Below are 25,296 nucleotides of genomic sequence, written 5' to 3' on the forward strand. Positions count from 1 at the left end.
TTCTCAGGTGCTCATCGGATGCATCGGGGTCACCGAGCCGGTCGTCAGCCGGATCAACTCTTGGGTGATGTTGTCGCCGAGGGTGTTCGTGGTGGCAGATCCGCCCATATCGGGAGTAAGTGAGTCTCCTCCGTGGGCGAGCACGCTTTCGATTGCGCTCATCACCGCTGCCGCCGCCTCGGTCTCTCCCAGATGATCGAGCATCATCGACGCACTCCAGATCTGCCCGATGGGATTTGCGATTCCCTGTCCTGCGATGTCCGGTGCCGACCCGTGAACTGGCTCGAACAGACTCGGGAACGTCCGCTCGGGGTTGATGTTGCCGCTCGGGGCGATCCCGATGGTGCCGGTGCATGCGGGACCCAGATCGGAAAGAATGTCACCGAACAAGTTGCTTCCGACGACCACGTCGAACCAATCCGGGTGCATGACGAAGTTAGCCGCCAGGATATCGATGTGATATTTGTCGACGCGGACGTCCTGGTATCCGGTGGCCATAGCTTCGACCCGCTCGTCCCAGTACGGCATGGAGATGGAAATTCCGTTGCTCTTCGTCGCCGACGTCAGGTGCTTCTTGGGGCGAGTCTGTGCAAGATCGAAGGCATACTTGAGAATTCGGTCGACTCCTGTGCGGGTCATCACCGTTTCCTGGGTGACGATCTCGCGATCGGTCCCGTCGAAAATCTTGCCGCCGATAGACGAGTACTCGCCCTCGGTGTTTTCACGTACGACGTAGAAGTCGATGTCACCGGGCTCACGGCCGGCGAGCGGGCTCGGAACTCCGGGTAGAAGTTTGACCGGCCGCAAACTCACGTACTGGTCGAAGTGACGGCGGAATTGGAGCAAGCTCCCCCACAGCGACACATGGTCGGGAACCACTTCTGGCCACCCGACAGCACCGAAGAAGATCGAGTCGAAAGACACGAGCGTGTCGAACCAGTTATCCGGGAGCATCTGGCCGGTCCGCAGAAAGTAATCGGCGCTGGCGAAGTCGAAATGCTCGAAGTCGAGCGAGAACTGGAACGCCGACGCAGCAGCTCGAAGGACCTTCAAACCTTCCGGAACCACTTCTTTTCCGATGCCGTCACCGGGAATGACAGCAATGCGATGTGTTGCGCCCATTAGGGGATCTCCGTTCGTGAGAAAGCTCGATCAGACTGATTGAATGCCCAGTGCACGTGCATGTTCGATCAGGGCCCGTGCTCGCCCGAGACGGGGCGGATCGCTTCCGTCGCGTATCACCGACCCGCGGGACTCGAATTCGGCGAGGAACTCCGAAGCCCAGATCAGATCCGCGCAGGCGGGGCTCATGGACGTGTTCGACCGCGAGCGCTCCGAGCTCACCCGTGACTGCACACCGCTGTGCTGCCGCATCGTCGTGACCTTCTTCCTGTCGCGGTCGGATCGACGAGGTCCGGCCTCACCCGGTCCTGCGCTCCGCTCATCTGAGTCACCGTGTCGAACGCAGTCTTGCATCTTATAAGAATGTAGGCAAGGCGTAGTGCGGTCGAAGCTCGACTCCACTATTCGTTGTTACCCTCGGGCCCCTCCAGGAGCGCGGCGGTCGCCGAGGCCTGGTGACCACTCAGGGCTACCGCGCCCCATCCCGCGGCCGCTTGCTGGATTGCACTACCTGAATAGCCGTTGGTCGGGCCACTCGATCATGCCGAGCCGAGCGTGCCGAAGGTGCCTCGTGCTCTCAGTCGATGGAAGCGTGATGTCGTGGACGATCCGGCCTGCGTCTGGATCAGTACATCCGCGTCCGCGTGCGCACTCCGCCACTCAGCGACAATTCGTTCGGTTGCACCTTGGGCGTAAATGTCCACTGTGTCGAACACCATGACGCCGACCTCGACCGCATGGTCCAAGATCGCGGTCGTGCCTGCGGCGTCCAGGCCGATATCGGAAGCAACCGTTCCGGCATCGCCGCCGAAGTTGCCCGTTCCCAACAACACTGGGAGAAATCGCCGTTTGAGCGCGGACGTGGTCATGGCTGTGTCTCTTTCGGGCCGAAAGTCGGCGGTGTCATCGGTGTTGATTCGTTCCGGTCGGCAGGTTCGAAGGCGGCGGCCGTGGCGCGGCTGCGGGACCGACGTCGTGCACGGTTCGCGGGGTCGAGTCGTTCCCGCATGAAATCGGAAGCTTTCGGTCCGGATACGAACTGCGCCTTGCTCTCTGCCAGGGTGCGCCCTGTCCGACGGTCCACGAATACCGGGTCGATGGTCTCCCCCGCCTCGTCCACTAACACCACCGCACGGTCGTCGTGGTCGACGTGCTTGTTGCCCCAGGCGTAGAGCGCGACGATGACCGAGGTGAGCTCTCGGGCTCTGGCGGTCGGTACATACTCGAAGCGAGGCGGACGATTGCTGTATGACCGACGTTCCAACAATCCGGCGTCGACCAAGGATTTGAGCCTGCGTGTCAACATGTTCGGTGCGATACCGAGATTGCGCTCGAATTCGTCGAAGCGGCTGAACCCATCGAGTGCATCACGCAGGATCAGCAGTGTCCACCATTCACCGACCTGTTCGAGCGCGCCGGCAATTGGGCAACCCATGCTGTCGAAACTGCTGCTCGGCACGTATCACCTCGGGGGTATGACGAGCAGAGAACTCGTTCCGGTAGCCACGACGTCACCGTTCTTGTCGACTATGGATCCTTCCGCGAAGATGACCCGGGAACCTCGTTTGACCACGGTTCCAGTGGCGATCAACGGCCCACTCGAATCGAAGATTCCTCGAAGGTAGCTGACGTTCAGATCTATCGATGTGTACCCGGTTCCGGCAGGCAGCGTGGTATGCGCCGCGCATGCGATCACCGTATCGAGCAGAGTGCACGCGAGACCACCGTGCACAGTGCCGATCGGGTTGTAGTGCGCCTCGGACGGAGTGCACTCGAATACCACCTTGCCGTCCTCGACCTCGATGGGATCGAACTGCATCAGCACCGCGATCGGTGGTGGCGGCAACTCGCCCGCCGCCAGAGCCCTCATCACCTCGAGGCCACTCATCTGCGATGCCTCTCGCAACACCGATTTCGGAGTAACCCAGGTGAAAGTCTGTGAACGCTGGTCCTGTCCGATTGTCATATCCGTCCTTCAGCAGTGGCGACGCGCAGTTGAGTAACTATCAAGATGATAGTCAGTATGGCACCGCGTCCCCCCAAGTGCACAGCGACGTTCAGGACTTCGATACCAAATTTCGACAGTCAGATTTCTTCGGATCCATTGCGATCGAATTTTCGATCACGATGCTTCCACCACTCCAAGGCGGTACTCGCGGAGTGCGCGGCATACGTGCGATCTTCCCCGAAACCGACCATGTGGGTAACAGCCATCGGAGCCAGTACAGCGAGTACAGCATCGCCGTGATCATCGAAATGTCCGGCCGCTTCCAGGGATACGAACCCGTGAACCAGGCTCCACAACTGGGCCGCTATCAGCTCGCCGTCCTCCACATCGATTCGACCGGAGGACGCAAGATCCTGGCATGCACGAGCCAGCACCTCGTATGCATCCGAGAACGGCTTTCGCGTCACGGTCGCAGGCGCCGCCGCCCGGTACGTCCCTCGGGTCGAGAGACCGAACATCATGTCGTACAGATGAGGGTTGCCACGAGCCATTCCCCGGACACACAGGGCCATCGAAAACAGCTGAACCTCGGGTTCGACATTCGAGGCGGCAGCGTCGAGAAGTTCCGCACGAAGCATCGAAAATCCGCGATTGACCACCTCGATCAGCAAATGTTGCAGATCACCGAAGTGGTGGTAGACAGCGATCGTCGAAGCACCGGCCTCCTCGCTGATTCGGCGCACCTTCATCTCACCCGGACCATGAACGCGCAGCACCTCGACAGCTGCTTCGACCAGTCGCTCACGCACGGAACCTCGCTGCAGAGCCGACTTCTCGTCTGGGGACCCGACCATCAAACGATGGTGTCACAGACCGAGGTTCACACAGGCAAGACCATTGCAGTCGCTCGCCGTCGCTGCTATAACTTCGTTATGCACCTGGCATCCGCGGTACCTGCACTTCGCTCCGGAAAGACCCTTGCGTTGGTGACGCTGTGTTTCGCGGTCTTCGTCGTCAACGTCTCCACCACGATCGTCAACATCGCATTGCCCACCCTCGTAGGCGATCTCGGCGCAACAACCCGAGATCTCCTGTGGATCGTCGACGCCTTCAATCTCGCGTTCGCAGCACTGGTGCTCGCTGCCGGATCGCTCAGCGACCGATTCGGACGGCGCCTGTTCCTTCTGGGCGGACTGACTTTGTTCGCGATCGCATCGCTGGGCGGGGCATGGAGCAGCGATCCGGGACAACTCATCGCGTGGCGCGCACTGGCCGGCGTCGCGGCAGCGATCGTGTACCCGGTGACGTTGTCGATCCTGACGAACGTGTTCACCGAACGATCCGAGCGGGTTGCAGCCATCGGAATATGGGGCGCAGCGACCGGAGTGTCCGTCGCCGTCGGCCCCGTCGTCGGGGGCGCTCTGATCGAGCACTTCTGGTGGGGATCGATCCTCGTATTCAACGGTGCCGCAGCACTGTTCACACTGCTGATGGCCATCCGAACCACACCTGACTCACGCGATCCGTCCACGCCTCCGCTCGACAAATCGGGACTGATCCTGTCCACGATGGCACTCGGATCACTGGTCCACGCGATCATCGAAGCGCCCGACCGCGGGTGGGGTTCACGAGCGACCACGCTCGCTTTCGCCTTGGCAGCAGTTCTGTTGACCGTCTTCGTCTACCGGGAGTCACGTGCCCGCCACCCCATGCTCGACGTACGACTGTTCAAGAACATGCGATTCACCGCGGCAAGCGGAGCGGTCACCAGCGCCTTCTTCGCTATGTTCGGTTTCATCTTCCTGGTCACCCAGTACTTCCAATCCGTCCGCAGTTTCGGAGCCCTGGAAACAGGCGTGCGCATGCTCCCGGTCGCGGGAGCACTTGCTGCGTTCTCACTCGTCAGCCCTCGCCTGGCCGTATCCATAGGCAGCAAACTCGTCGTAGCAAGTGGACTCGCGTCGTTGACCGCCGCGTTCGTCTGGATCTCGACCATCGACGCAAGCACCGGATACGGGCAGATAGCCGGGCAGATGGTCCTCCTCGGTGCAGGCCTCGGCCTGATCAGTGCGCCCGCAACCGAGGCCATCATGGGAGTGGTGCCAACCGACAAGGCAGGAATGGGATCTGCCGTCAACGACGCCACGCGAGAGCTCGGCGGGACCCTCGGCGTCGCCGTTATCGGCTCGGTTGCGCTGTCGGTGTACCGCGACAGCCTCGAAGGCACGCAACTACCGCCGGTACTGATGGAGCCCGCCCGGGAATCGGTCGGCGCGGCACTCGCCGCGTCGCAGCAAGCCGCCACCGCCTTCGGAGATGCAGGAACGCGCGCCGCACTCGAACTCTCGGACCTGGCCCGAACCGCATTCGTCGACGGATTCACCACCGGAAGCCTCGTAGCAGGCGTGATCACCGCAGTCGCCGCAGTACTGATCCTGATATTCCTGCCGGCGCACCCCAACCAGCAGCCATCCGACAACGAAAACAGCGAGTCCTCGTTGCTGCAGTGACATCTCCTGCCCCCTGAGGGGGCACGAACGTTCCCCGTCGGCTACTCGTCAGGATGCCTGCGCATCCGATCGCCGCCCGTCCCGTGTCGACTACAGAATCTGGGGAGCCGCGAGAGCCAACGCTTCGAAGTAGCTGTTGATGGCATCGCGATTGTGAGGCAGTGCGCCGATGCTGTAGTGAACCAGGTCGAGTCTCGCTTGACACCTGCCCCTGCGGTGCTCTGAACAACGGAATGGCAGCTCGAGGGGGTCGTAAACAGGAATCGATCGTGATGTTCCTCGGAACCACGTCGATACCGGTCGGTGTCCCGCCGGTCGTTCCGGGTCTTCGCGCGAACCCGAGGAGAGGGTTCAAGGGTAGGCTAAGCTAACATAGTTGGAGGTCGAAACGGAGGAAGTGGCTGAATTCATGTCGATGACCGAGTCCGCATTGCCCCGAGTATTCGATGCCGTAACGGTCTCCGCGCGGTTCGTGACTCCGTCGATGATCAGGGTTCGTCTCGGCGGCGATGGACTCGCAGGGTTCGAGAGCACGGGGGTACCGGACGAGAGGTTGCGGCTGCTCTTCGGTGACGGTGCGGAACAGGTCGCGCGCAGTTACACCGTCCGTGCTTTCCAGTCCGCCACGAGGCTTCTCGATGTCGACTTCGTAGTACACGCCGGCGGAATCGCAGCCGACTGGGCCCTGAACACCAGGCCCGGAGATCAGCTCCGAATATCCGAGGCCCGCGGCTGGTACCAACCTCCGTCCGACACTGAATGGCAACTCCTCGTCGCCGACATGACCGGCCTTCCTGCATTGACCCGAGCCGTCGAGCAACTTCCCACCGGGTCGCGCGCCTTCGTCATAGCGTCGGTACCCAATCACGCAGACGAGCAGACCGTCGAGACGCAAGGCGACGTCTCCTACCAGTGGCTCCACACGGACCGGACAGGGCATGAGCGCGGACATCACGCCTCTGCGTTGTCGCTACCCGAAGCGGTGCGATCGTTCGACCTCTTCCCCGAAGCTGGATATGTCTGGGCGGCCACCGAAGCATCCGACGCCCGATCCATCCGCAAGTACTTTCACCGCGAACTGTGCTGGCATCCAACTAGATTCGAGATCAAGGGGTACTGGCGACGCGACAAAGAACGATGGCAGCAGCGTTACATGCAGGTTCAGGATCGCATCGACACCATTCGCGAGCAGGCCGTCGCCGAGGGTAAATCCGGCCACGAACTCACACAGATCGTCGACAACGCCCTCGAACGAGCCGGCCTGTGAACCCGACCTCATTCTCCAAGTAAGGAACCCGCATGACCTCTTCGAGCATCCTCGACCGCCCCGCCGCCGGCGACGGTGTCCTCACCGATGATCTCTCACGCCGCCACTTCGGTGCCGCCGCTGGTTTGTCCATCGCCGCACTCTTCGGTGCCGGATGCTCCTCCCCGAACGACGACTCCGGCGACAACACACAAAACTTCACTCGCACAATCGAAACGCCAATGGGTCCAGTGGAAATCCCGGCTACCCCGAAGCGAGTGGTAAGCCTGGACGCATACGTCGGATTGCAGACACTCGACGAACTCGGAGCCCCGGTCGTCGCGACAGGAACACTGGGCGGTGGCCTGCGCACACTCGTCAGCATCGCATCGCAGGAGCTACCGTCCATCGGCGTCACCGCACTCGGCGACATGCAATTGGAAGCGATCGCACTGGCTGCACCGGACCTGATCGTCGGCCGCCAGCCGATCGGCGAGGAATACTACAGCGAACTGACCAGCATCGCCCCCACCGTGCTCATCCCTTTCGGCTATTGGCGAGACCAATACATCGATGTCGCCGACTCCGTCGGTCTCGGTCTGCAGGCCACGCAGAACTTCACCGGCCTCGACGACCGCATCGCCGCCCTCCGATCCGACATCGAGCAGACCTGGCCAAACGGACTCCGCCTATCGGTAGTGCGGGTGTCGGACACATCGGGCGACGTCCGCTCGTACAACACCCTCACCGCGTCGACGACATTCCTGTACGCCGACATTCTCTCCGGGGCAGGGATCACCCCGACAGCCAACACCGTGCCCGGAGCCGACCCCAGCAAAGTCAACACCGCAGTCAGTGCAGAGAATCTTCCGCTCATCGACGGTGACGTCATCATCTACTACGTCGGTGCCGGTGGCCAAGCAGATGCAGGCACCGCAGTCGAACAGGCGCTCGTCTCGAGCCCATTATGGTCAAGCTTGTCTGCCGTACAAGCCAACCAGGCATACAAAGTCGACTCAGCACCCTGGTTCGACGGCTACAACCTGACCGGTGCCAACGCCGTCATCGACGACCTCCGACGAATCCTCCTCTGACAAGCCCCAACTCAGCAGACACTGCCTGACTGGCCTCGCGGTTCGGAAGGCCCAGCCATCCAGGAGTCGGTCATCCGACTCCACGTGCTCGATCGGTCCGCATGATCGATAACCACACGGTAGATCCGGGCAATTCGAGCCTCAGTTTCCGCACCGTCGTCAAATCCTGCAGGCGAGTACCGCACCACCGACTAAAGGAGACTGCCGATACGACGGATAGTGTCACGTAGACGTCTGCATTTTATGTGCTGCAGCAGTTTTCGTTGTTTGGTTGCGTTGGCGTTGTTACATATTCTTCGACGTCGGAAGCATGGATCGTCCGGTAGCCGAGTGACTCGAAGCCGGCTGGAGCGAGCTATGCGTCGAGCACCGTGAACTCGCGAACGTCGGCGGCGATGATCGCGGCGGTCTGCTCGGGGTCCGGACCGGATCCGCGAAAGTCGTGCATCTGCTGCTCGGTCGTCCAGCGTTCGTACACGTTGATTCGAGCTGGTTCGACGAGGTCCGCCCCGAGTGCGAAGTCGATGCACCCGGGGGCGGCGCGAGCGAGGCGGACCACCTCGGCGCAGTCGTCGAGAAAGTGCTGGCGGTCGGTCGGGTTCACGGTGAGGTATCCGGCAACGATGATCATGTGGATACGGACAATGTCCACGCCGATAAGTCACCGCCGGATCGCGGCCTGCACAGCCGTGTCCGCAGGGCTGTGCGACTGGTCTCGGTAAGTACAGGTCAAATGTTCACCGATACAGACGAAATCGCCGCGGACGGGTTGCTCAGGTCAGGAGCACAGCGACCTGGGCCTCGATCTCGGCTACCACGTCCTCGATCGACTTGTCGACGTTGATCGTCGCGGCCATGGCGACGAACATGATGGCGGACACGACGTGGGCTGTCAGAGCCGCCCGTTGCGGGTCGACGGTGCCGTCGCGCGTCAGGATCGAGGCTATCTCGCCCTCCGTCTCCGCGATCAGCCCCAGAGCGACAGCGTGATGCGGCTCCTCCGGATCACCGAACACGATCTCGCGCAAATATGTTCGCCCGTTGTCGACCTGCTTCCGATTGCACTCGACGACGGGCCGCACGATAGCCATCACAGCATCGAGCGTGTCCTCGATGGCTGGCACCGCCGCCCGGCCTCGCTCGAGAGCTTCACCGTAGGTCGAGTTCTGCACGAGCAGCAGTAGTTCGCCCTTCGTCTTCGCATACAGGAACAACGTCCCGGTTCCGATGTCCGCCTTCTCGGCGATCTGCTGCGTGGTCACCTCGTCGACCCCGCGCTCGAGAAACAGTTCGCTCGCCGCCGCCGTGATGCGGGCGAGCTTGTCCTGCTTGTTTCGCTCTCGTCGGCTCACGGGCTCGCGGTGGGGACTGGACATCGTCGACCTTTCGGGAATATTTCTGATTACACTCAGTTCTGAGTATAGTCAGTATTGTTGCGCACTCACTCACGCACACAGCATGCCAACACTCTCCAACTCAGTCGTATTCGTGACCGGCGCGAACGGCGGAATCGGACCAGGAAGTCGATCATGAAAGCGTTCGTTCTCACCAAGTACAAGCAACCCCTCGAATTGCGCGACGTCGCAGAACCGAGCCTCGGCGATCACGAGGTCCTTGTCCGCGTCGAGGCCGTCGGACTCAACCAACTCGACGAGAAGATCCGTCTGGGCGAGTTCAAACAGATCCTGCCGTATTCGCTTCCGCGCACACTCGGATACGACGTCGCCGGCACCGTCCTGAAGGTCGGAGCGAAAGTGCGCAGCATCGCCGCGGGCGACGAGATCTATTCGCGGGTCGGCACCGACCACGTCGGCACGCTGGCCGAACGAGTCGCCATCGCGGAAACGGACATCTCGCTGCGCCCCACGACGGTGACCACCGCCGAAGCCGGCTCACTCCCACTCGTCGCTCTCACCGCCTGGCAGGCTCTCGTCGAGAACGGCAACGTTCAACCAGGCCAGAAAGTCCTCATCCACGCCGGCTCCGGCGGAGTCGGCACCATCGCGGTTCAGCTGGCCAAGCACCTCGGGGCGACCGTTGCCACGACCGCCAGCGCGTCGAACGCCGACTTTCTGCGCGACCTCGGCGCAGACCTCGTGATCGACTACCGCACCCAGGATTTCGAAACCCAGATCTCCGGATACGACCTCGTCATCGACAGTCTCAGCGGTGACAACCTCGAGAAGTCCCTACGCGTCCTGAAGCCCGGCGGCAAGGCCATCGGCATCACCGGCCCTCCCGATCCCGATTTCGCCCGCAACGCCGGCCTCAATCCCGTTCTACGACTGGCCATCACAGCGTTGAGCCGAAAGATCCGCAGACAGGCCCGGAAGCTGGGCGTGGACTACCAATTCATGTTCATGCACTCCGACGGCGGACAGCTCCGCCGTATCGCAGCACTGGTCGACGACGGCACCATCCGCCCCGTCGTCGGAGCCACCTACCCCTTCGAGGAGACGCAGGAGGCCCTGCAGTCACTCGGCCGGGGCGGCGTCCGCGGCAAAACCGTCGTCACCCTCCCCCACAACCAGAAAGCCAACGACCAATGAGCAACGACAACACCTCGATCATCAGGTCCTACGCGAACGCTCCTGTCCGTTCGGTCACCGCCGGCGGCACCACCTACTCGTACCGAGAACTCGGACCGACGGGCGGCATCCCCGTCGTGTTCTTCGTCCATCTCGCCGCGAACCTCGACAACTGGGATCCGCGCATCGTCGATCCCATCGCTCAGGATCGACACGTCATAGCCTTCGACAACACCGGCGTCGGTGCATCCTCCGGCAGGGTCCCCAGCACCATCGAGGAGGCCGCCGACGACGCCTACACCTTCATACGTGCACTCGGATTCGACACCGTCGACATCTTCTCCTTCTCACTCGGCGGAATGATCGCCCAGGACCTCACCGTCAAGCACCCCGAACTCGTCCGCAAACTCGTCCTCACCGGAACCGGACCCCGTGGTGGACAGCACATCGACAAGGTCGCCGGCGTCACCTACTGGGACATCCTGCGCGCAACACTCACCCGATCGGACCCGAAAGAGTTCTTGTTCTTCAACCGCAACGCAACCGGCAAGCGCGCGGGCAAGGCTTTCGTCGAACGCTTGAAAGAGCGCACCCACAACCGCGACAAGGACGTCAGCATCTCGGCGTTTCGCACGCAACTGTCCGCGATCAAGAAATACGGTCGGTCGGCACCGTCCGATCTGTCCAAGATCACCCAACCGACGTTGATTGCCAACGGAGACAACGACCGTATGGTGCCCAGCGTCCTGTCCGAAGACATGCACCGACGCATCGCCGGCAGCGAACTCGTCATCTACCCCGACTCCGGACACGGCGGCATCTTTCAGTTCCACGAGCAGTTCGCACCCCGTGTTGTCGAATTCCTCAATCGCTGACCGTTTCTCACGCACCGAAGTCTTGCCGCGTCACCATCCCGTCCCTACGCAAAGCAAAGAAAGTCCTGCCTGAATCCAGTACCGAATGTGCGAGAAGGCTTGGTTCGAGGTTGCGGTCTGCGTTGCACACAGTGAAGTGGAAGGTGTCTGCGTTCGACTCTCTCGCAGAGCCCAACGCGGCATGCCCTGACTCGCCTGTGCACTTGCGCGCCGTGCAGACCGGTCGCACCTCTCACGCGCCTTGTTGACCCTGTCGCCGTCGGTCCATGTCCTCCACGATGAACACGACATCGAAAGTCTGGGTGAGCGAAGACGACGGGAGATCGAGGTGCTGATGGCGCTGCGATGGGTGCGGGCGATGATCCCGGTGTCGCGCTCCCGCGAGCCGGCGCTCGTCTTGGATTCGATCGACGCGACATTTCGGGTTCTGCCGGGTGCCTCGACATGCTGATGCACACGACGAATGGGCGGTACCTGTCGATTCTCGACGCCGCCCGCATCTCGTACCTGACGCGGACGGGTCTGTGGCGGTGGTGTGGCATCAAGATGACCTGCAAGCCGCGCTGCGCGTAGATATCCAGTCGATACCGGATGCTCCGATACCGTCTCCAATCCCTCAAGGCAACAATCGAATTCATGGATACGATAGTGTCCCGCGGGCTCTGCATGCCGCCTGCTGCAGTTCCGCACCCTCAGCCGGTAGACGCGCGTACGCTCACACGATGTCGGCGAACGAACACGATCAAGGGCCACGAGCAGGACCACCTGAAGTTGCCGAGGTGGTCTCGGTCCTGCTGATCGCCGACCCCGGCAAACCCACAGCTCTCGCTCACAAGCTCGCAAAAAAGCTGCCGGAACGCCTGCGACACCGAGACCGCAACGAGCGCCGATGGACTGTGTCCGTGCGCAGCGAGCCGTACCTCTCCGATGAGCAGGCCAACTTCGCCGACGCCATCGACGCAGTCGAACCGTCTTCGGAGAACGACGATGTCGTCGTCTACCTCACTGATCTACCGCGGCGCGACGACACCGTGCCGGTGGTCGCCGACGTCAGCGCCGCACATCTGTTCGCGCTCGTCTCCATCGCCGCCGTCGGCGGGATTCGCATCGAGGACCGGGTGCGTGCCGTCGCCGAACTCGCGATCGCGTTCGTCCTCGGTGAACCGACACTCGCGCCGGCCGGTGCGCAGCGGCGATTTCCCTCCCAGCAGATCGACAGCGGTACGCGATACTTCGCTCCCCGGGGTCTGCGACGGCTGCGGTTGCTGTCGGGGATGGTGCGTGCGAACCGGCCGTGGCGACTGGTCACCGGGCTGTCGAAAGTTCTCGTCGGCGCATTCGCCACCGGTGCGTTCGCCTTGGCGACGAACACGATCTGGCTGTTCGCCGACACGATGGGCCCGTGGCGCATGAGCGCAGCAACGTTGCTGTCGATCACGGCAATGGTTCTGTGGCTGGTCCTCGATCACCAGTTGTGGGAGCGGCCCACGTCGCCGGACGCGCGCGAGCGGTCCGTGCTGTACAACACCGCCACCGTCGTCACCCTGGTCATCGGTGTCCTCGTTCTGCACGTCGCCTTGTTCGGGTTGCTTCTGCTCACCGCATCGATCGCGTTACCCCCTCCGCTGCTGTCCAGCACGCTCGGACATGCGGTCAGCTTCTCCGACTACCTCACGCTCGCCTGGCTACTGGCATCGATCGCCACCATCGGCGGTGCACTCGGTTCAGGACTCGAGGACGACACCGCCGTCACCGACGCCGCCTACGGGATCCGGCAACGACAGCGAATCGAGCAGACACAGAATCGCTCTTGAAAGGCGTAAGGACAGTCCAATCGGCGACTACAGCTGACGACCACGACGATCCGCACACACGATTCACGGTCCGCCCGACCCACCAGCGCTCGCGAGCGCGACACCGGTAGAGCCCCGGTGGACGGATGAACCGTTGCGCGCCACGTCCGCCAGATTCACGGTACTCGAGTGTCCGGCTATGCGAATGCACGAACTCGGCAATTGTCGAATGTGCGCGTGCGTTGTTATAGGTCGCTGCCTCAGAGCTTCTCGGCCAAGACGTCGAGGTAGCTGATTTCTGCCGGCACAGCGAGAAGTTCGTCGGTGCGTTCGCCGAGCGCCGTGCCGACTGGCCCACCGAGGTGCGTCTCACGGGTGCCCTGATCGGAGAACGCGTCGATGATGCCGAACGTCTAAGGACCGAACCGTACCGCCAACCACGGCCTCGTGCCAGGCTCCCGTTCGACGAGGGGCAGCGCTGATCGGAGAAAATCCTCGACTGCGTCTTCCTTGCCGGGCTTGGCTTCGAGTTGTACCAGCGGCGCTTTGGTAACCATGTCGGATCTCCCGTTGAAGGGGTGGACGTGATCGAGCATCTAACCGATCACCGGCAAAGGAATGGCCGCCCGGCGAGTACGGACATGCAATCTCGTTTTGCCCCTGGTAATTTCGGAGCCGGGAGCGCACACTTCATGGTGTAGGTAATGGACACACCTGGAATGCGTATCCGCTGTCGCCAGACTGTGACGCGAAAAATGGTGTTGTGCCAACGATTTGGGTTCTCAACATTTGTACGCTGTCGCGTCAGGCGCAGCCGTACGATTCATTCGATCGATCACATGCACGCGCCTGTGTTCGCCGGGCCGGAACCGACCGGGCATGCGGTGTCAGGCCGGTATCGACGAAAGCGAGTGCGCAACGCTGCGGTATTGGCATGAGCGCAACGTGGTATTCGCATGAGACCGGTGCGCAGACGAGGGGTAGGCACACTCGCCCGAATGTCGCACCGGTGTCGTTGGCTCAGGGGTCGACGATCTACTCGTGCTGCAGGCCGAATTCCTTCGATACCTGTTGCTGTGCAACATTATCCAGAAATTTCGGTCGGCCCCCGAAAGAGTGACCGATCGGCCGGACGCAGATCGGCACACCCAACGCGACGCACGAGCCGCGAGACGTCAAACTCAAACCAAGAGAAGGAGATCGAAATGTCTGCCCTCACCCTCGCAGCTGCCCGCACGATCATCGCCGCAGCTGAGAAGAAGGCCGACGAGATCGGCCAGCCCATGAACATCGCGGTCGTCGATGCCGGCGGCAACCTCATCTGCCACGTCCGCCAAGACGGTGCCTGGATTGGAAGCATCGATATTTCGATCAGTAAAGCCTGGACATCGAGGGCATTCGACATCCAGACCAAGGAGCTCGGAGACAATTCGCAGCCGACGCAACAGTTCTTCGGCATCTACACCACCAACGGAGGCAAAGTCGCCATCTTCGCTGGCGGCGTCCCGCTCGAACACGACGGCGTCGTCATCGGAGGCCTCGGAGTCAGCGGCGGATCCGGCGAGCAGGACCAGGCTGTCGCCGAAGCAGGTCTCGTCGCGATCTAGACCCACCACTACGCGCCCGGTGCGTATGACGGTACGACTAGACCCACAGCACAGTTCACGAACGTTCGCGCGTCGGCGCGGACGCGTCGAAGTTCGGTGTAGAGCCCTTCGCAACAGTGCGAACCTGGACGTCTCGGTTGTGGGTTCAGTTGGCGGACGGGTGAGCACTTCTCCCATTGCACAGGGGTGCCCTTGCCTCCATCATCATCCTCCGCCTAGCACCACGAAGGTCAACATCCACGGCGGAGCTATTGCCTTGGGCCACCCGGTCGGAATGTCCGGTGCCCGGCTCGCGCTCTCGCTTGCGCATTCGATGAAGCGGCGTGGTGGAGGTGTGGGCGCAGCGGCTCTTTGCGGCGGCGGCCAGGGGAACGCGTTGATTCTGCGCAGCGGCAACGCCGCTCGTGATTGACCGGGGCAGACCAGCTCACACCACCCTCGACACCGAGCGATCCACCGTCACGGATATCGACGAACAAGGCCCCGCTGCACGGTGTCCGCGTCATCGGGCTCGAAAGCTTCATCGCCGCCCCGTTCGCGAGCAGGTTGGTCGTCGACGTCGGTGCCGAGGTCATCAGAATCGCCGAGTCGCGGCGTTCGAGGGCATCGTCGGCATGTAGCGATCCGAATGTGAACGAATTGAAGGGCTGGCAAGTCCACGCACGTCGACTCACAACCATCTGGATGCTCACGCGGCAATTGTGACAACGTTGTGACACCGAGAACGAACGCCACAGAGCTCTAAGCCCCTGAACTGCGGAAACGAAATTGTTGGCCTACGGGAATGTCGATTACCGCGGATCTCAAATCCGCTGTCTCGGTTGTCCAATCAAATACGTGGTAGACCGCCGAAGACCACGCTACCACCCGAAAAGCGCTGTCCTGGTCCAGAAATCTGGATCCATATGGACTCTGGTGCCCCCAGTCGGACTCGAACCGACACTGTGCGGATTTTAAGTCCGCTGCCTCTGCCAATTGGGCTATAGGGGCCACCGCCGGAGACTGCCTCCAGCGGTGACGATCATATCGGGCGGCTACTGCGCCGGGATGACCGGCGGCACGAAGTCGAAGGTCATACCGAGGAGCCACACCAGCAGCAGGACCACCGGGAAGTGAAAGATGAACTGCAGGAACGTGAATCCGATCAGATCGCGCGCTCGCAGACCCAGAACCGCCAGCAAGGGCAGCATGAAGAACGGGTTGATCAGGTTCGGCAGCGCCTCGGCCACGTTGTAGACTTGGACGGTCCAGCCCAGGTTCATCTGCACGTCCGTCGCTGACTGCATCACGTACGGCGCTTCGACGAGCCACTTGCCGCCGCCGGAGGGAACGAAGAGTCCGAGTACGACGGTATAGATCGCGATGACCACCGCGAAGCCTCCACCGGACCCGATCTCGGTGAAGAAGGTCGCCAGATGCTCGGAGATCGTGACGCCTCCCCTACCCTCCGCTTTGGTCAACATGGCGGCCATCGCTGCGTAGAGCGGAAACTGCACCAGGATCCCGGCCGTCGCGGGGACGGCCTTGCTGACGGAATCGAGGAAGCGCCGCGGGGTGCCGTGCAGCACGAGCCCGAGCATCAGGAACACCAGCAAGTACCCGTTGAGGCTGCTGACCACCGACAGCACCGGCAGCGTCCACAGCTGGGAGACAAGCCATCCCAGCGTCATTGCGCCTACGAAGAGCGGAAGAATTCTGCTGTACTCGAGCCACTCCCCTGGTCGACTGCGCGGAGCGGGCTCGGATACAGTGTCGTCCAAATTGACGTTCATGTTCTCGGCGGTTTTGATCGCCGCGCCCTTGGGTGCCGAGAAGTGCGCGATGGCCACGGTGAGAACGATGATGATCACGCACATCAGCAGCGACTGCCACGTGAAGATGGTGGTTCCGAAATCGAGCACTCCGGTGACCGAAAGCAGTGTCGCCGGAAGCGAACTGGCCGTCGCCTGCAACTGCGCAGCCGAGGACGACATTCCGAGTGCCCACACGGCTCCGAGTCCCATGAATGCCGCAGCACCGAGTGCTCGGTAGTCCGTCCGCAGATCGTCACGTCGCGCGATGGCACGGGCCAGCAGACCGGCGAACACCAAGCTCAGACCCCAATTCAGGAAGGACACCGAGCAGGACAGCAGCGCCACGAAACTGACTGCGCTACTGGAACTCTTGGGCACCTGAGCCAATCGGGTGATCAATCTGGCGACCGGTGGAGATGTGGCAACGACGTAGCCGGTGAGAACGACCATCGCCATCTGCAGCGTGAACGCGGTCAGATCCCAGAAGCCGTTCCCGAATGCGTCGACCACATTCTGTGGAGACGACCCGTTGGCGAAGGCAGCGACCGCCACCACGACCACGCCGACGAGGGCGAAGATGTACGCATCGGGGAACCACTTCTCGGTCCCCTTGGCGAGCGCTTGCGCTACGCGGGCCAGCCCTTTCTCGGCCGGTGCCTGGTCGGCCGGAGCCTGTTCGGCGGGTGACGTCATCGGTGGTCCTCACCTCGAAGGGAGCCGTGACGTGAGCCACAGCGCCTGTAAGATTTCACCGAAAGGCCCAGCGATGCAACCTACATCGCCGCAGACCGTATCTGCAGAATTGCAGATCAGATCTTGATCGACATCGCGATTCCGTCGAGGATGTCGTGCTCACTGACCGTCAACGAGCTCACGGCACCACGTCGCTCGAATTCCTCGGCCAACACACTGCACACAATCGCTCCGCCGCCGATGACGTCGACCCGTCCGGGGTGCATGGGGCCCAACGCACTTCGCTGCGTGTGGGTCATGCCGATCAGTCGCTCGCACACTTCGAAGAGCTGGTCGAAGGGCACCCGCGAGAGGTGCACTTCGTCGGCGTCGTACTCGGGTAGTTCCTTGGCGATGGCGGCAATGGTGGTCATCGTGCCGGCCACCCCCACCCAGCTCGACGCGTCGCCGATCGATACTTCCTCGAATGCCTCGGCCAACTTCTCGCGGGCGTACTCACGTGCACCGTTGATTTCGTCGGCGGTGGGCGGGTCGCTGTGCAAGAAGCGCTCGGTCAGGCGCACACAGCCGATGTTCGCCGAGAACGCAGACTTCACGCCCTTGGCATCGCCCAACACCAATTCGGTGGAGCCGCCGCCCAGATCGACGACGACGAAAGGTCCTGCGGCAGCGTCGAGTTCACCGACAGCACCGGCGAAGGACAACCGCGCCTCTTCGTCGCCGGTGATCACTTCGGCCTCGGCACCGGGGATGACTTTGCCGAGTACCTCGCGCACCATCGAGAAGAAGTCCTCCCGATTGGACGCATCTCGGGTGGCCGAGGTGGCGACCATCCGCACCGCGGTGGCCCCGGTCTTGCGAATGATCTCGGCGTACTCCACCAATGCCACCCGGGTGCGCTCGATTGCCTCGGGCACGAAGGCTCCGGTCGCGTCGACGCCCTGCCCGAGCCGCACCACTCGCATCTCGCGCGAGACGTCGGCGAGCGACTTACCGTTGTTGTCGGCGACGAGCAGGCGGATCGAGTTGGTGCCGCAATCTATTGCTGCAACCCTGGTCATTGTTTCTCCGCACGTAGTTCTTCGATGGTCGGCCAATCGGCCGGAATAGCCTTGCCGCGCAACGAGTTCTCGGCCGCCAACGCAACCGACTCGTCACCCAGCGGGTTGACGCCCGGTCCCTTGGCCAACGAATGCGCGATCAACACGTGTAAGCACTTGACACGATCGGGCATGCCGCCGCCGGTGAAATCCGTTCCGAGAGATTCGATCTCGTCACGCTCGGCCAGATAGGACTGATGGGCGCGCAGGTATGCCGAAGCCAATTCGGGATCGGTACCCAGCCGCTCGGTCATCTCCCGCATTACTCCGGCCGATTCCTGCCGACTGGCCTCGGCCGTCAACCGTGGATCCGTCAAATAGAACAAGGTGGGAAATGGCGTGCCGTCGGGCAGCTTCGGGGCGGTTTTCACCACACCCGGCCTGCCGTCCGGAGATCGATACGCGATCTCGAGTACGCCACGCGGTTCACGTCCGAGCTGCGATGCGACCGCATCGAGATCTTCCTGCGAGACTGCCGAGGAATTCACCCGACGGGTCCTCCTTCTGGTTCTGGCACCGGCGGCGGGGCCGGTGCGGGTTCTGGCTGTACGAGAGGCATCGGTGCGGACGTCGGCTCCTGCGGCTCGTCCGATCCCTGGGGCTCGACCGCGGTGTTCCACAGTTCGGTGAACCACGGACCCGTCGGAGTGTTGTCGACCGCAAGGTCCTCGGAGCTTGGCGAGTAGTCGCCGGGCAACTGCACCTGATACGGCGTCTCCCCCGGCATGACGAAACGCAGTCGTTCGCGAGCGTCGGCCGCAATGCGGGACGGCTCGTCGAGCTGAGACTTCTGGGTCTGGAGCGCGTCCACCTCATCTTGCAGGGTCTGACGCTCGGCCAACACGGACTCGAGCTCACTGCGTTGCGAGAAGTACGTGCGCAGCGGCACGGCCAGCGTCAACGCCAGCGCGCACACCACGACTCCGAGGATGACGGCTCGTCCGGTGGACAGTCCGAAAAACGTCCGCTCGGGCATCTTGGGCCGACGAACACCGACGCGCCGGGGCGCAGCCTTGCCGCCGACCACCGCGTCGCGCACCTGCTCGGAAGGTTCGGGAGGGGTGGCCTGCCGGCCGGAGGCGTTCTCGTCGCGAGAGACGCCCCCGGCCTTGGACCGACTCGAAGAGGAGGAACGGCCACGGGGTCGGGGATCACGTCCACCTGGACTGGTCCCGGACCTGCCGCGACGTGCCATCATCACTCTCCACTTCGTGTCATACGAGCCTGTTCGCTATCCCTCGTAATTGAACCGGGGGAAAGACAACTCGCCGGCGTAACGCGCCGCGTCGCCGAGAGCTTCTTCGATACGTAGCAACTGGTTGTACTTGGCCACGCGCTCGCTTCGAGCCGGAGCACCGGTCTTGATCTGGCCGCTGCCGACAGCAACTGCCAGGTCAGCGATGGTGGTGTCCTCGGTCTCGCCGGACCGGTGGCTCATCATCGTCTTGTAGCCGTTGCGGTGCGCCAGATCCACGGCGTCGAGGGTCTCGGTGAGCGTGCCGATCTGGTTGACCTTGACCAGCAGCGCGTTGGCCGCACCCTTGACGATGCCGTCTTCGAGACGCTCGGGGTTGGTGACGAACAGGTCGTCGCCGACGATCTGCACCTTGTCTCCGATGGCCTCGGTGAGCGCAACCCAGCCGTCCCAGTCGTTCTCGTCGAGCGGATCCTCGATGGAGACCAGCGGGTAGGCGTCGACGAGCTCGCCGTAGAACGCCGACATCTGCTCGGCGGACTTGGTCTCACGCTCGAAGGCGTAGCCCGTGCCCGCGGTGTAGAACTCGGTGGCCGCCACGTCGAGAGCGAGCGCAACGTCCTGACCCGGCTTGAGGCCGGTCTTGCCGATGGCCTCGAGGATGAGATCGAGGGCAGCCTTGGTGCCGGCGAGGTCGGGAGCGAAGCCGCCCTCGTCGCCGAGGCCGGTGCCCAGGCCCTTGGCCTTGAGTACGGACTTGAGTGCGTGGTAGACCTCCGCACCCCAGCGCAGCGATTCCTTGAAGGTGGGTGCGCCGATGGGGGCGATCATGAATTCCTGCACGTCGACGCCACTGTCGGCGTGCGCGCCACCGTTGATGATGTTCATCATCGGAACGGGGAGGATGTGGGCGTTGGGGCCACCGAGGTAGCGGAAGAGTTCGAGCCCGGTGGACTCGGCAGCGGACTTGGCGACGGCAAGCGAGACACCGAGCAGGGCGTTCGCGCCGAGACGAGACTTGTCGGGAGTGCCGTCCAGATCCAGCAGAGCCTGATCGACGGTGCGCTGCTCGATGGCGTCCAGACCGATGACGGCAGGCGCGATCTCGTCCAGCACAGCATTGACGGCCTTCTCGACACCCTTGCCGCCGTAGCGGTCTCCGCCGTCACGAAGCTCGACGGCCTCGTGCTCACCGGTGGATGCACCGGAGGGAACGGCGGCGCGACTCAGCGTCCCGTCGTCCAATGCGACCTCGACCTCGATCGTGGGGTTGCCACGAGAATCGAGGATTTCGCGCGCTCCGACCTGCTCAATGATGGCCACGAATGCTTCTCCTATAAACGGGTACCGACGGACTGTGCCGGGTGCAAGACTAGCCGCTCCCCTGTCCTGCCCGCGATGCATGGAGGTCCTACGGCCTGGTGCCCACCGAGTACGCGGCCGCTCGATCGCGCACGTCCCGCAGATACTGACCGGACAGGTTGTACGCCATCAGCGCGCTCTCCCAGCCCTGCGCCGTCCGCAGATCTCCGCCGCGCGCACACAGGTATCGCGCCGCGGTCAGCGCTGCGTCGTCGATGTTGTCGGGATCTGCGACGCCATCGCCGTTGGCGTCGACGCCCCATTTCTTCCACGTCTCGGGAATGAACTGCATCGGGCCCATCGCCCGATCGAACTCGGTATCACCGTCCATCACGCCGCCGTCGGTGTCCGGAATCTCGGCGACGCCCGGTCCGCCGTCGAGTGGGATTCCGCGGATCGGCGGCGCAACGAGGCCGTCGGGGGCCACCGACGAACCCTGGTAGGTGCCGTGCCGACTCTCGATGTATCCGATGCCGGCGAGCGTCGTCCACGCGATTCCGCAGTCGGCATCCGTCTCGGTCATGATCGCCGCAGCGTGCCCGTACGACGCCAGGGCGGTCACCGAGATGCCCAGCGCGTCGGTCTGGGGTTCGGCCCAGGCGAGCAACAGATCGGCCGTGCGTCCCGGTGCGTTGAAGTCGATGGCCGGCACTTCGGTGCCGGGTCCGGGCGGGATGCCCTCGGGAATCTCGCGCTTCGGTTCGCCGGTGCCGCACGCCGTCAACGCGAGCAGGACCGACGCTGTGGCGAGCACGCAGATACGGGAGATCACCACTCCATCCTGCACACGCAAGGTAATAGAAAGCTAAAGGCCGAGATAACCCCTGGTCAACGCGTATTCGGGCAGGGTTGCAGGGTGTATGTTTTGGTCAGCCTTCACACATGAGGGTCGCCTACCCTTGGAGAGGGCAGGCGTACCAATGTTCGACGCACCACAGGAGCACCATCCGTGTCCACAGTCGTTCTCGCCGCCGGTTCTGCGCCGTCGATCGCCACCCAGATGTTCGGCAGTGGCTTGATCGGCCTGCGCGAAGGGCTCGAGACCGGCATCGTCGTGATGATCCTCGTCGCGTTCCTCGTCAAAGCCGAACGACGCGACGCGCTCAAGTGGGTCTGGCTCGGAGTCGGCCTGGCCGTCGCCATGGTCGCCGCCATCTTCTTCGTGATCCATTACGGCACCTCCACCGTCACCGGACTGACCGCCGAGATCATCGCCGGAGCAGCATCGCTCGTGGCCGTCGTCATCGTGACCGCGATGGTGCTGTGGATGCGCACCGCCGCGAAGAACATCTCCGGCGAACTACGGGCGAACATGGAGAAGGCGCTCACCGTCGGGCCCGCCGCGGTATTGGCTCTGGCGTTCTTCGCCGTCGGCCGCGAAGGCGTCGAAACGGCACTGCTCATGGTCGGCTACGCCGAGAACACCAACGGCAGCCTGTGGCCACTGCTCGGACTGCTGCTCGGCATCGTCGTCGCCGCCGTGCTGACGGTGTTCCTGTACTTCGGTGCCGTCCGCATCAACTTCGCCGTGTTCTTCAAGTACACCGGCATATTCCTGATCGTGGTCGCCGCCGGAATTCTCGCCTACGGCATCCGCGCACTGCAGATCGGCGGCATTCTGCCCGGCGGCAGCGCAGTCGCCTTCGACATCACCGCACACTTCGACGCCTCGAGCTGGTACGGCACCGTGCTCGCCGGCATCTTCAATTTCCGGCCCGAACCCACCGTGTTCCAAGCGATCGCGTGGGTGCTCTACATCGTGATCGTCCTCTACCTCTTCCTCCGCCCGGTCCGCGTTCCCGCGACTCCCGAGCCTGCTCTGCAATCCTCCTGAAAGGCACCACCACAATGCGTCGTACCACCTACGCTCTGGCCGCCGTCGCGGTTCTGCCGATGGCTCTGGCCGGATGCACCGAGAAGTCCTCCACCGAGGCCGCGTCGGGCGACATCACCGTCACCGCAACCGATTCCTCCTGCGACGTCGGCGCATCCGAGGGCACCACCGGCAACTCGACGTTCCAGATCACCAACAACGGCAGCAAGGTCACCGAGTTCTACGTCTACGGCGAAGGCGACCGCGTCATGGGTGAGGTGGAGAACATCGGACCCGGCCTGACGCGTCAGCTCATCGTCGCCCTGCCCGACCCCGGCACGTACCAAACCGCCTGCAAGGCAGGCATGGTGGGCGACGGTATCCGCGCCGACTACGTCGTCACCGGCGACTCGGTCCGCACCGCGGACGAGGACGGACTCCTCGCCGAGGCCGCATCCGGTTACAAGCGCTACGTCGTCAGCCAGATCGACGCACTGCAGGACACTACGGCCTCGTTCGTCACCGCCGTCAAGAGCGGGGACATCGACGCAGCCAAGGCTCAATTCCCCATTGCGCGTAGCTATTACGAGCGCATCGAGCCCGTAGCCGAGAGCTTCCCGGACGACCTCGACCCGCGCATCGACCTGCGCGAACCCGACGTGGAGCCCGGTGCGGAGTGGACCGGCTTCCACCGCATCGAGAAGGACCTGTGGACGCAGGGCCTGCAGCCCGACACGAACGCGATGGCCGATCAGCTCGAGGCCGACATCACCGAACTCGCCGACAAGATCAAGGCCGACGACTTCACCATCGACCCGATCCAGGTGGCAGGCGGCGCACAGGGATTGCTCGACGAGGTCGCCAAGACCAAGATCAGCGGTGAAGAGGACTTCTTCTCGCACACCGACCTGTGGGACTTCCAGGCCAACGTCGACGGCTCGCAGGCCGCCATCGCCGCCGTCCGTCCGATCCTCGACGAGCGCAACGCCGAACTGGGCACCGCCATCGATGCCCGCTTCGAAGAACTCGATGCCGAACTCGCCAAGTACCGCAGCGGCGACGGCTTCGTCTTCTACGACACCGTGACCGAACCGCAGCGCCAGGAACTGTCCAACAAGATCGACGCATTGTCCGCCGAAGTGAGCCAGGTGCAGGGTGTCGTTGCCGGACAGTAAGACTGGACAATTCTCCCGACGGCGTCTCTTCGGCGCCGTCGGGACCGGGGCTGCGCTCGTCGGAGTCGGGGCCATCGCAGGACATGCAACGGCGTCGGGTGCCGAGGTGCCCACCTCGGATGTCGTCGAATTTCGTGGAGACCACCAGGCCGGAATCGTCACCCCGGCACAGGATCGTATGCACTTCGTCGCCTTCGACATCACCACCGATTCTCGCGACGAATTCGTTGCGCTGCTGAAGAAGTGGACCCTGATGGCCGAACGCCTCACCAAGGGTGAGGAGACGTTCGACGGCGGCGCTGTCGACGGCGGCCAGTACAACCCGCCCACCGATACCGGCGAAGCTCTCGGTCTCACGGCATCGTCGTTGACGTTGACGATCGGTTTCGGACCGAGCATGTTCGATCGCTTCGACCTGGCATCGAAAAGGCCTGCGTCACTTGCCGATCTGCAGCACTTCCCTGCTGACAATCTCGATCCCGCGCGCTCCGGCGGCGACCTGTGCATCCAGGCCTGCGCCGACGACCCGCAGGTTGCCGTCCACGCCATCCGCAACCTCGCCCGTGTCGGCTTCGGGACCGTGTCGGTCAAGTGGTCGCAACTCGGGTTCGGTCGCACCTCGTCCACCTCGACCACCCAGTCCACCCCGCGAAACCTGTTCGGCTTCAAGGACGGAACGGCCAACCTCAAAGCCGAGGACCCGACGCTGCTGAACGACAACGTGTGGGTTGCATCCGAGGACGATCAGGAATGGATGGCAGGCGGCTCGTACCTCGTGGCGCGTCGAATCCGCATGCTGATCGAATCCTGGGACCGCACCACGCTCAAGGAACAAGAGCGAGTGATCGGGCGCAGTAAAGGAACCGGTGCGCCGCTCGGCCAGAAAGACGAATTCGACGCACTCGACTTCGAGTCCCAGGGCCCCGAGGGCACCTTCATCGACAAGACCGCCCACGTGCGCCTGGCGTCGAAGGAAAACCTCGGCGGCGTCCAACTCCTGCGTCGTGGATACAACTTCACCGACGGATCCGACGGCTTCGGCCACCTCGACGCCGGACTGTTCTTCATCGCCTACTGCCGCGACCCACTGACCCAATTCGTCCCGATGCAACTGGCACTGTCCCGCAAGGACGCATTGAACGAATACATCCAACACGTGGGATCCGCGGTATTCGCCTGCCCACCCGGCGTCGAAGAATCCGAGTACTGGGGCTCGACGCTGTTCGAGTAGGCCGGTCCCCCCGTCCGCGTCAATGGACCCTTGCAGCGGTCAGACGTATGCAATGCGCCATCGACGCAGACCGGGGTCGTGCGTGAATGAACCATTGCCGCGGTCAGACGCATGCAAGGGTCCATTGACGCGGACGGGGGGACCGGCCTACTCGAACAGCGTCGAGCCCCAGTACTCGGATTCTTCGACGCCGGGTGGGCAGGCGAATACT

At 63.0% G+C, this 25,296-nt stretch carries 25 protein-coding genes, 1 tRNA gene and 2 pseudogenes; 13 read left to right on the forward strand and 15 right to left on the reverse strand.

Annotated features, from left to right (window positions below; all coding sequences use genetic code 11):
- Positions 1-3 precede the first annotated feature (3 nt).
- The 5 genes from CH251_RS27000 to CH251_RS27025 all read right to left on the reverse strand — a co-directional run bounded on the left by CH251_RS27000 (position 4) and on the right by CH251_RS27025 (position 3,924).
- Entirely contained in the window at positions 4-1,122 is a 1,119-nt protein-coding gene (locus CH251_RS27000) for a tartrate dehydrogenase (protein WP_094615782.1), read from the reverse strand.
- Positions 1,123-1,661: 539 nt separating this feature from the next.
- Entirely contained in the window at positions 1,662-1,991 is a 330-nt protein-coding gene (locus tag CH251_RS27010; protein ID WP_094615783.1) for an aldo/keto reductase, read from the reverse strand.
- On the reverse strand, positions 1,988-2,581 hold the full coding sequence (locus CH251_RS27015) for a helix-turn-helix domain-containing protein (protein ID WP_218828330.1): 594 nt from the start codon (positions 2,579-2,581) through the stop codon (positions 1,988-1,990). Before CH251_RS27015 ends, CH251_RS27010 begins: the two co-directional genes overlap by 4 nt.
- Positions 2,582-2,584: 3 nt before the next feature.
- Positions 2,585-3,088 (reverse strand): PaaI family thioesterase, encoded by a 504-nt coding sequence (locus tag CH251_RS27020; protein WP_032394893.1) that lies wholly within the window; start codon positions 3,086-3,088, stop codon positions 2,585-2,587.
- Positions 3,089-3,207: 119 nt separating this feature from the next.
- The gene (locus CH251_RS27025) at positions 3,208-3,924 is read right to left on the reverse strand and encodes a TetR/AcrR family transcriptional regulator (protein WP_082322425.1); all 717 of its coding nucleotides are present in this window, start codon (positions 3,922-3,924) and stop codon (positions 3,208-3,210) included.
- 78 nt (positions 3,925-4,002) lie between these two features.
- On the opposite strand from CH251_RS27025, the gene CH251_RS27030 reads away from it, so the two are divergent.
- The 3 genes from CH251_RS27030 (at position 4,003) to CH251_RS27040 (ending at position 7,920) form a co-directional block, all read left to right on the forward strand.
- Positions 4,003-5,580: an MFS transporter gene (locus CH251_RS27030; RefSeq protein WP_032394894.1), complete on the forward strand. Its 1,578-nt coding sequence runs from the start codon at positions 4,003-4,005 to the stop codon at positions 5,578-5,580.
- Positions 5,581-5,977: 397 nt separating this feature from the next.
- Complete coding sequence (locus CH251_RS27035; protein WP_256979333.1) at positions 5,978-6,847, forward strand: siderophore-interacting protein; 870 nt, start codon at positions 5,978-5,980, stop codon at positions 6,845-6,847.
- 32 nt (positions 6,848-6,879) lie between these two features.
- Positions 6,880-7,920: an ABC transporter substrate-binding protein gene (locus CH251_RS27040; RefSeq protein WP_094615785.1), complete on the forward strand. Its 1,041-nt coding sequence runs from the start codon at positions 6,880-6,882 to the stop codon at positions 7,918-7,920.
- Positions 7,921-8,275: 355 nt separating this feature from the next.
- On the opposite strand, the gene CH251_RS27045 is transcribed toward CH251_RS27040, so the two are convergent.
- Positions 8,276-8,572, reverse strand: a complete 297-nt coding sequence (locus tag CH251_RS27045; RefSeq protein WP_371828363.1) for a putative quinol monooxygenase — start codon at positions 8,570-8,572, stop codon at positions 8,276-8,278.
- Between the two features lie 121 nt (positions 8,573-8,693).
- The gene (locus tag CH251_RS27050) at positions 8,694-9,296 is read right to left on the reverse strand and encodes a TetR/AcrR family transcriptional regulator (protein WP_094615786.1); all 603 of its coding nucleotides are present in this window, start codon (positions 9,294-9,296) and stop codon (positions 8,694-8,696) included.
- A 153-nt stretch (positions 9,297-9,449) separates the two neighbouring features.
- On the opposite strand from CH251_RS27050, the gene CH251_RS27055 reads away from it, so the two are divergent.
- The 4 genes from CH251_RS27055 (at position 9,450) to CH251_RS27070 (ending at position 13,137) form a co-directional block, all read left to right on the forward strand.
- Positions 9,450-10,469, forward strand: coding sequence for an NADP-dependent oxidoreductase (locus CH251_RS27055; RefSeq protein ID WP_094615787.1), 1,020 nt, complete (start codon positions 9,450-9,452; stop codon positions 10,467-10,469).
- Complete coding sequence (locus CH251_RS27060; RefSeq protein ID WP_094615788.1) at positions 10,466-11,323, forward strand: alpha/beta fold hydrolase; 858 nt, start codon at positions 10,466-10,468, stop codon at positions 11,321-11,323. Before CH251_RS27055 ends, CH251_RS27060 begins: the two co-directional genes overlap by 4 nt.
- Positions 11,324-11,668: 345 nt before the next feature.
- Positions 11,669-11,896 (forward strand): hypothetical protein, encoded by a 228-nt coding sequence (locus CH251_RS27305; RefSeq protein WP_143537925.1) that lies wholly within the window; start codon positions 11,669-11,671, stop codon positions 11,894-11,896.
- Between the two features lie 149 nt (positions 11,897-12,045).
- A complete protein-coding gene (locus tag CH251_RS27070) occupies positions 12,046-13,137 on the forward strand; it encodes a hypothetical protein (protein WP_094615790.1) in 1,092 nt (363 codons plus the stop codon).
- 239 nt (positions 13,138-13,376) lie between these two features.
- On the opposite strand, the pseudogene CH251_RS28115 reads toward CH251_RS27070, so the two are convergent.
- A pseudogene (locus CH251_RS28115) lies at positions 13,377-13,673 on the reverse strand (putative quinol monooxygenase).
- 648 nt (positions 13,674-14,321) lie between these two features.
- Here CH251_RS28115 and CH251_RS27080 point away from each other — a divergent pair.
- The 3 genes and pseudogenes from CH251_RS27080 to CH251_RS27090 all read left to right on the forward strand — a co-directional run bounded on the left by CH251_RS27080 (position 14,322) and on the right by CH251_RS27090 (position 15,428).
- Positions 14,322-14,723, forward strand: a complete 402-nt coding sequence (locus tag CH251_RS27080) for a heme-binding protein (RefSeq protein WP_037176253.1) — start codon at positions 14,322-14,324, stop codon at positions 14,721-14,723.
- 226 nt (positions 14,724-14,949) lie between these two features.
- A pseudogene (locus tag CH251_RS27085) lies at positions 14,950-15,135 on the forward strand (acetyl-CoA C-acyltransferase); the annotation flags it as partial.
- Positions 15,132-15,428, forward strand: coding sequence for a CoA transferase (locus tag CH251_RS27090; protein ID WP_094615791.1), 297 nt, complete (start codon positions 15,132-15,134; stop codon positions 15,426-15,428). The pseudogene CH251_RS27085 and the gene CH251_RS27090, both read left to right, overlap by 4 nt.
- Before the next feature lie 208 nt (positions 15,429-15,636).
- Here the strand turns inward: CH251_RS27090 and CH251_RS27095 are convergent.
- The 7 genes from CH251_RS27095 to CH251_RS27125 all read right to left on the reverse strand — a co-directional run bounded on the left by CH251_RS27095 (position 15,637) and on the right by CH251_RS27125 (position 21,638).
- Positions 15,637-15,713: transfer RNA gene (locus CH251_RS27095), tRNA-Leu, on the reverse strand.
- 44 nt (positions 15,714-15,757) lie between these two features.
- A complete protein-coding gene (locus CH251_RS27100) occupies positions 15,758-17,209 on the reverse strand; it encodes a short-chain fatty acid transporter (protein ID WP_094615792.1) in 1,452 nt (483 codons plus the stop codon).
- Between the two features lie 116 nt (positions 17,210-17,325).
- Positions 17,326-18,270, reverse strand: a complete 945-nt coding sequence (locus CH251_RS27105) for a Ppx/GppA phosphatase family protein (RefSeq protein ID WP_094615793.1) — start codon at positions 18,268-18,270, stop codon at positions 17,326-17,328.
- Complete coding sequence (locus tag CH251_RS27110; RefSeq protein WP_094615794.1) at positions 18,267-18,797, reverse strand: DUF501 domain-containing protein; 531 nt, start codon at positions 18,795-18,797, stop codon at positions 18,267-18,269. The genes CH251_RS27105 and CH251_RS27110 overlap by 4 nt, the downstream gene beginning before the upstream one ends.
- Positions 18,794-19,348, reverse strand: a complete 555-nt coding sequence (locus tag CH251_RS27115; RefSeq protein ID WP_256979334.1) for a septum formation initiator family protein — start codon at positions 19,346-19,348, stop codon at positions 18,794-18,796. The genes CH251_RS27110 and CH251_RS27115 overlap by 4 nt, the downstream gene beginning before the upstream one ends.
- A 192-nt stretch (positions 19,349-19,540) precedes the next feature.
- Complete coding sequence (eno, locus tag CH251_RS27120) at positions 19,541-20,827, reverse strand: phosphopyruvate hydratase (protein WP_037192069.1); 1,287 nt, start codon at positions 20,825-20,827, stop codon at positions 19,541-19,543.
- Positions 20,828-20,915: 88 nt separating this feature from the next.
- Positions 20,916-21,638 (reverse strand): lytic transglycosylase domain-containing protein, encoded by a 723-nt coding sequence (locus CH251_RS27125; RefSeq protein ID WP_094615823.1) that lies wholly within the window; start codon positions 21,636-21,638, stop codon positions 20,916-20,918.
- 228 nt (positions 21,639-21,866) lie between these two features.
- Between CH251_RS27125 and efeU the strand changes: the two genes are divergently transcribed.
- From efeU to efeB, 3 genes are read left to right on the forward strand one after another with little or no spacing between them, the layout of a single operon-like run.
- Positions 21,867-22,700 (forward strand): iron uptake transporter permease EfeU, encoded by an 834-nt coding sequence (gene efeU / locus CH251_RS27130; protein ID WP_094615824.1) that lies wholly within the window; start codon positions 21,867-21,869, stop codon positions 22,698-22,700.
- Between the two features lie 14 nt (positions 22,701-22,714).
- Positions 22,715-23,854, forward strand: a complete 1,140-nt coding sequence (gene efeO, locus CH251_RS27135; RefSeq protein WP_094615795.1) for an iron uptake system protein EfeO — start codon at positions 22,715-22,717, stop codon at positions 23,852-23,854.
- Entirely contained in the window at positions 23,835-25,085 is a 1,251-nt protein-coding gene (gene efeB, locus CH251_RS27140) for an iron uptake transporter deferrochelatase/peroxidase subunit (RefSeq protein WP_094615796.1), read from the forward strand. The genes efeO and efeB overlap by 20 nt, the downstream gene beginning before the upstream one ends.
- Positions 25,086-25,296: the final 211 nt, after the last annotated feature.

The organism is Rhodococcus sp. 06-462-5, assembly GCF_002258315.1.
GTDB lineage: Bacteria > Actinomycetota > Actinomycetes > Mycobacteriales > Mycobacteriaceae > Rhodococcoides.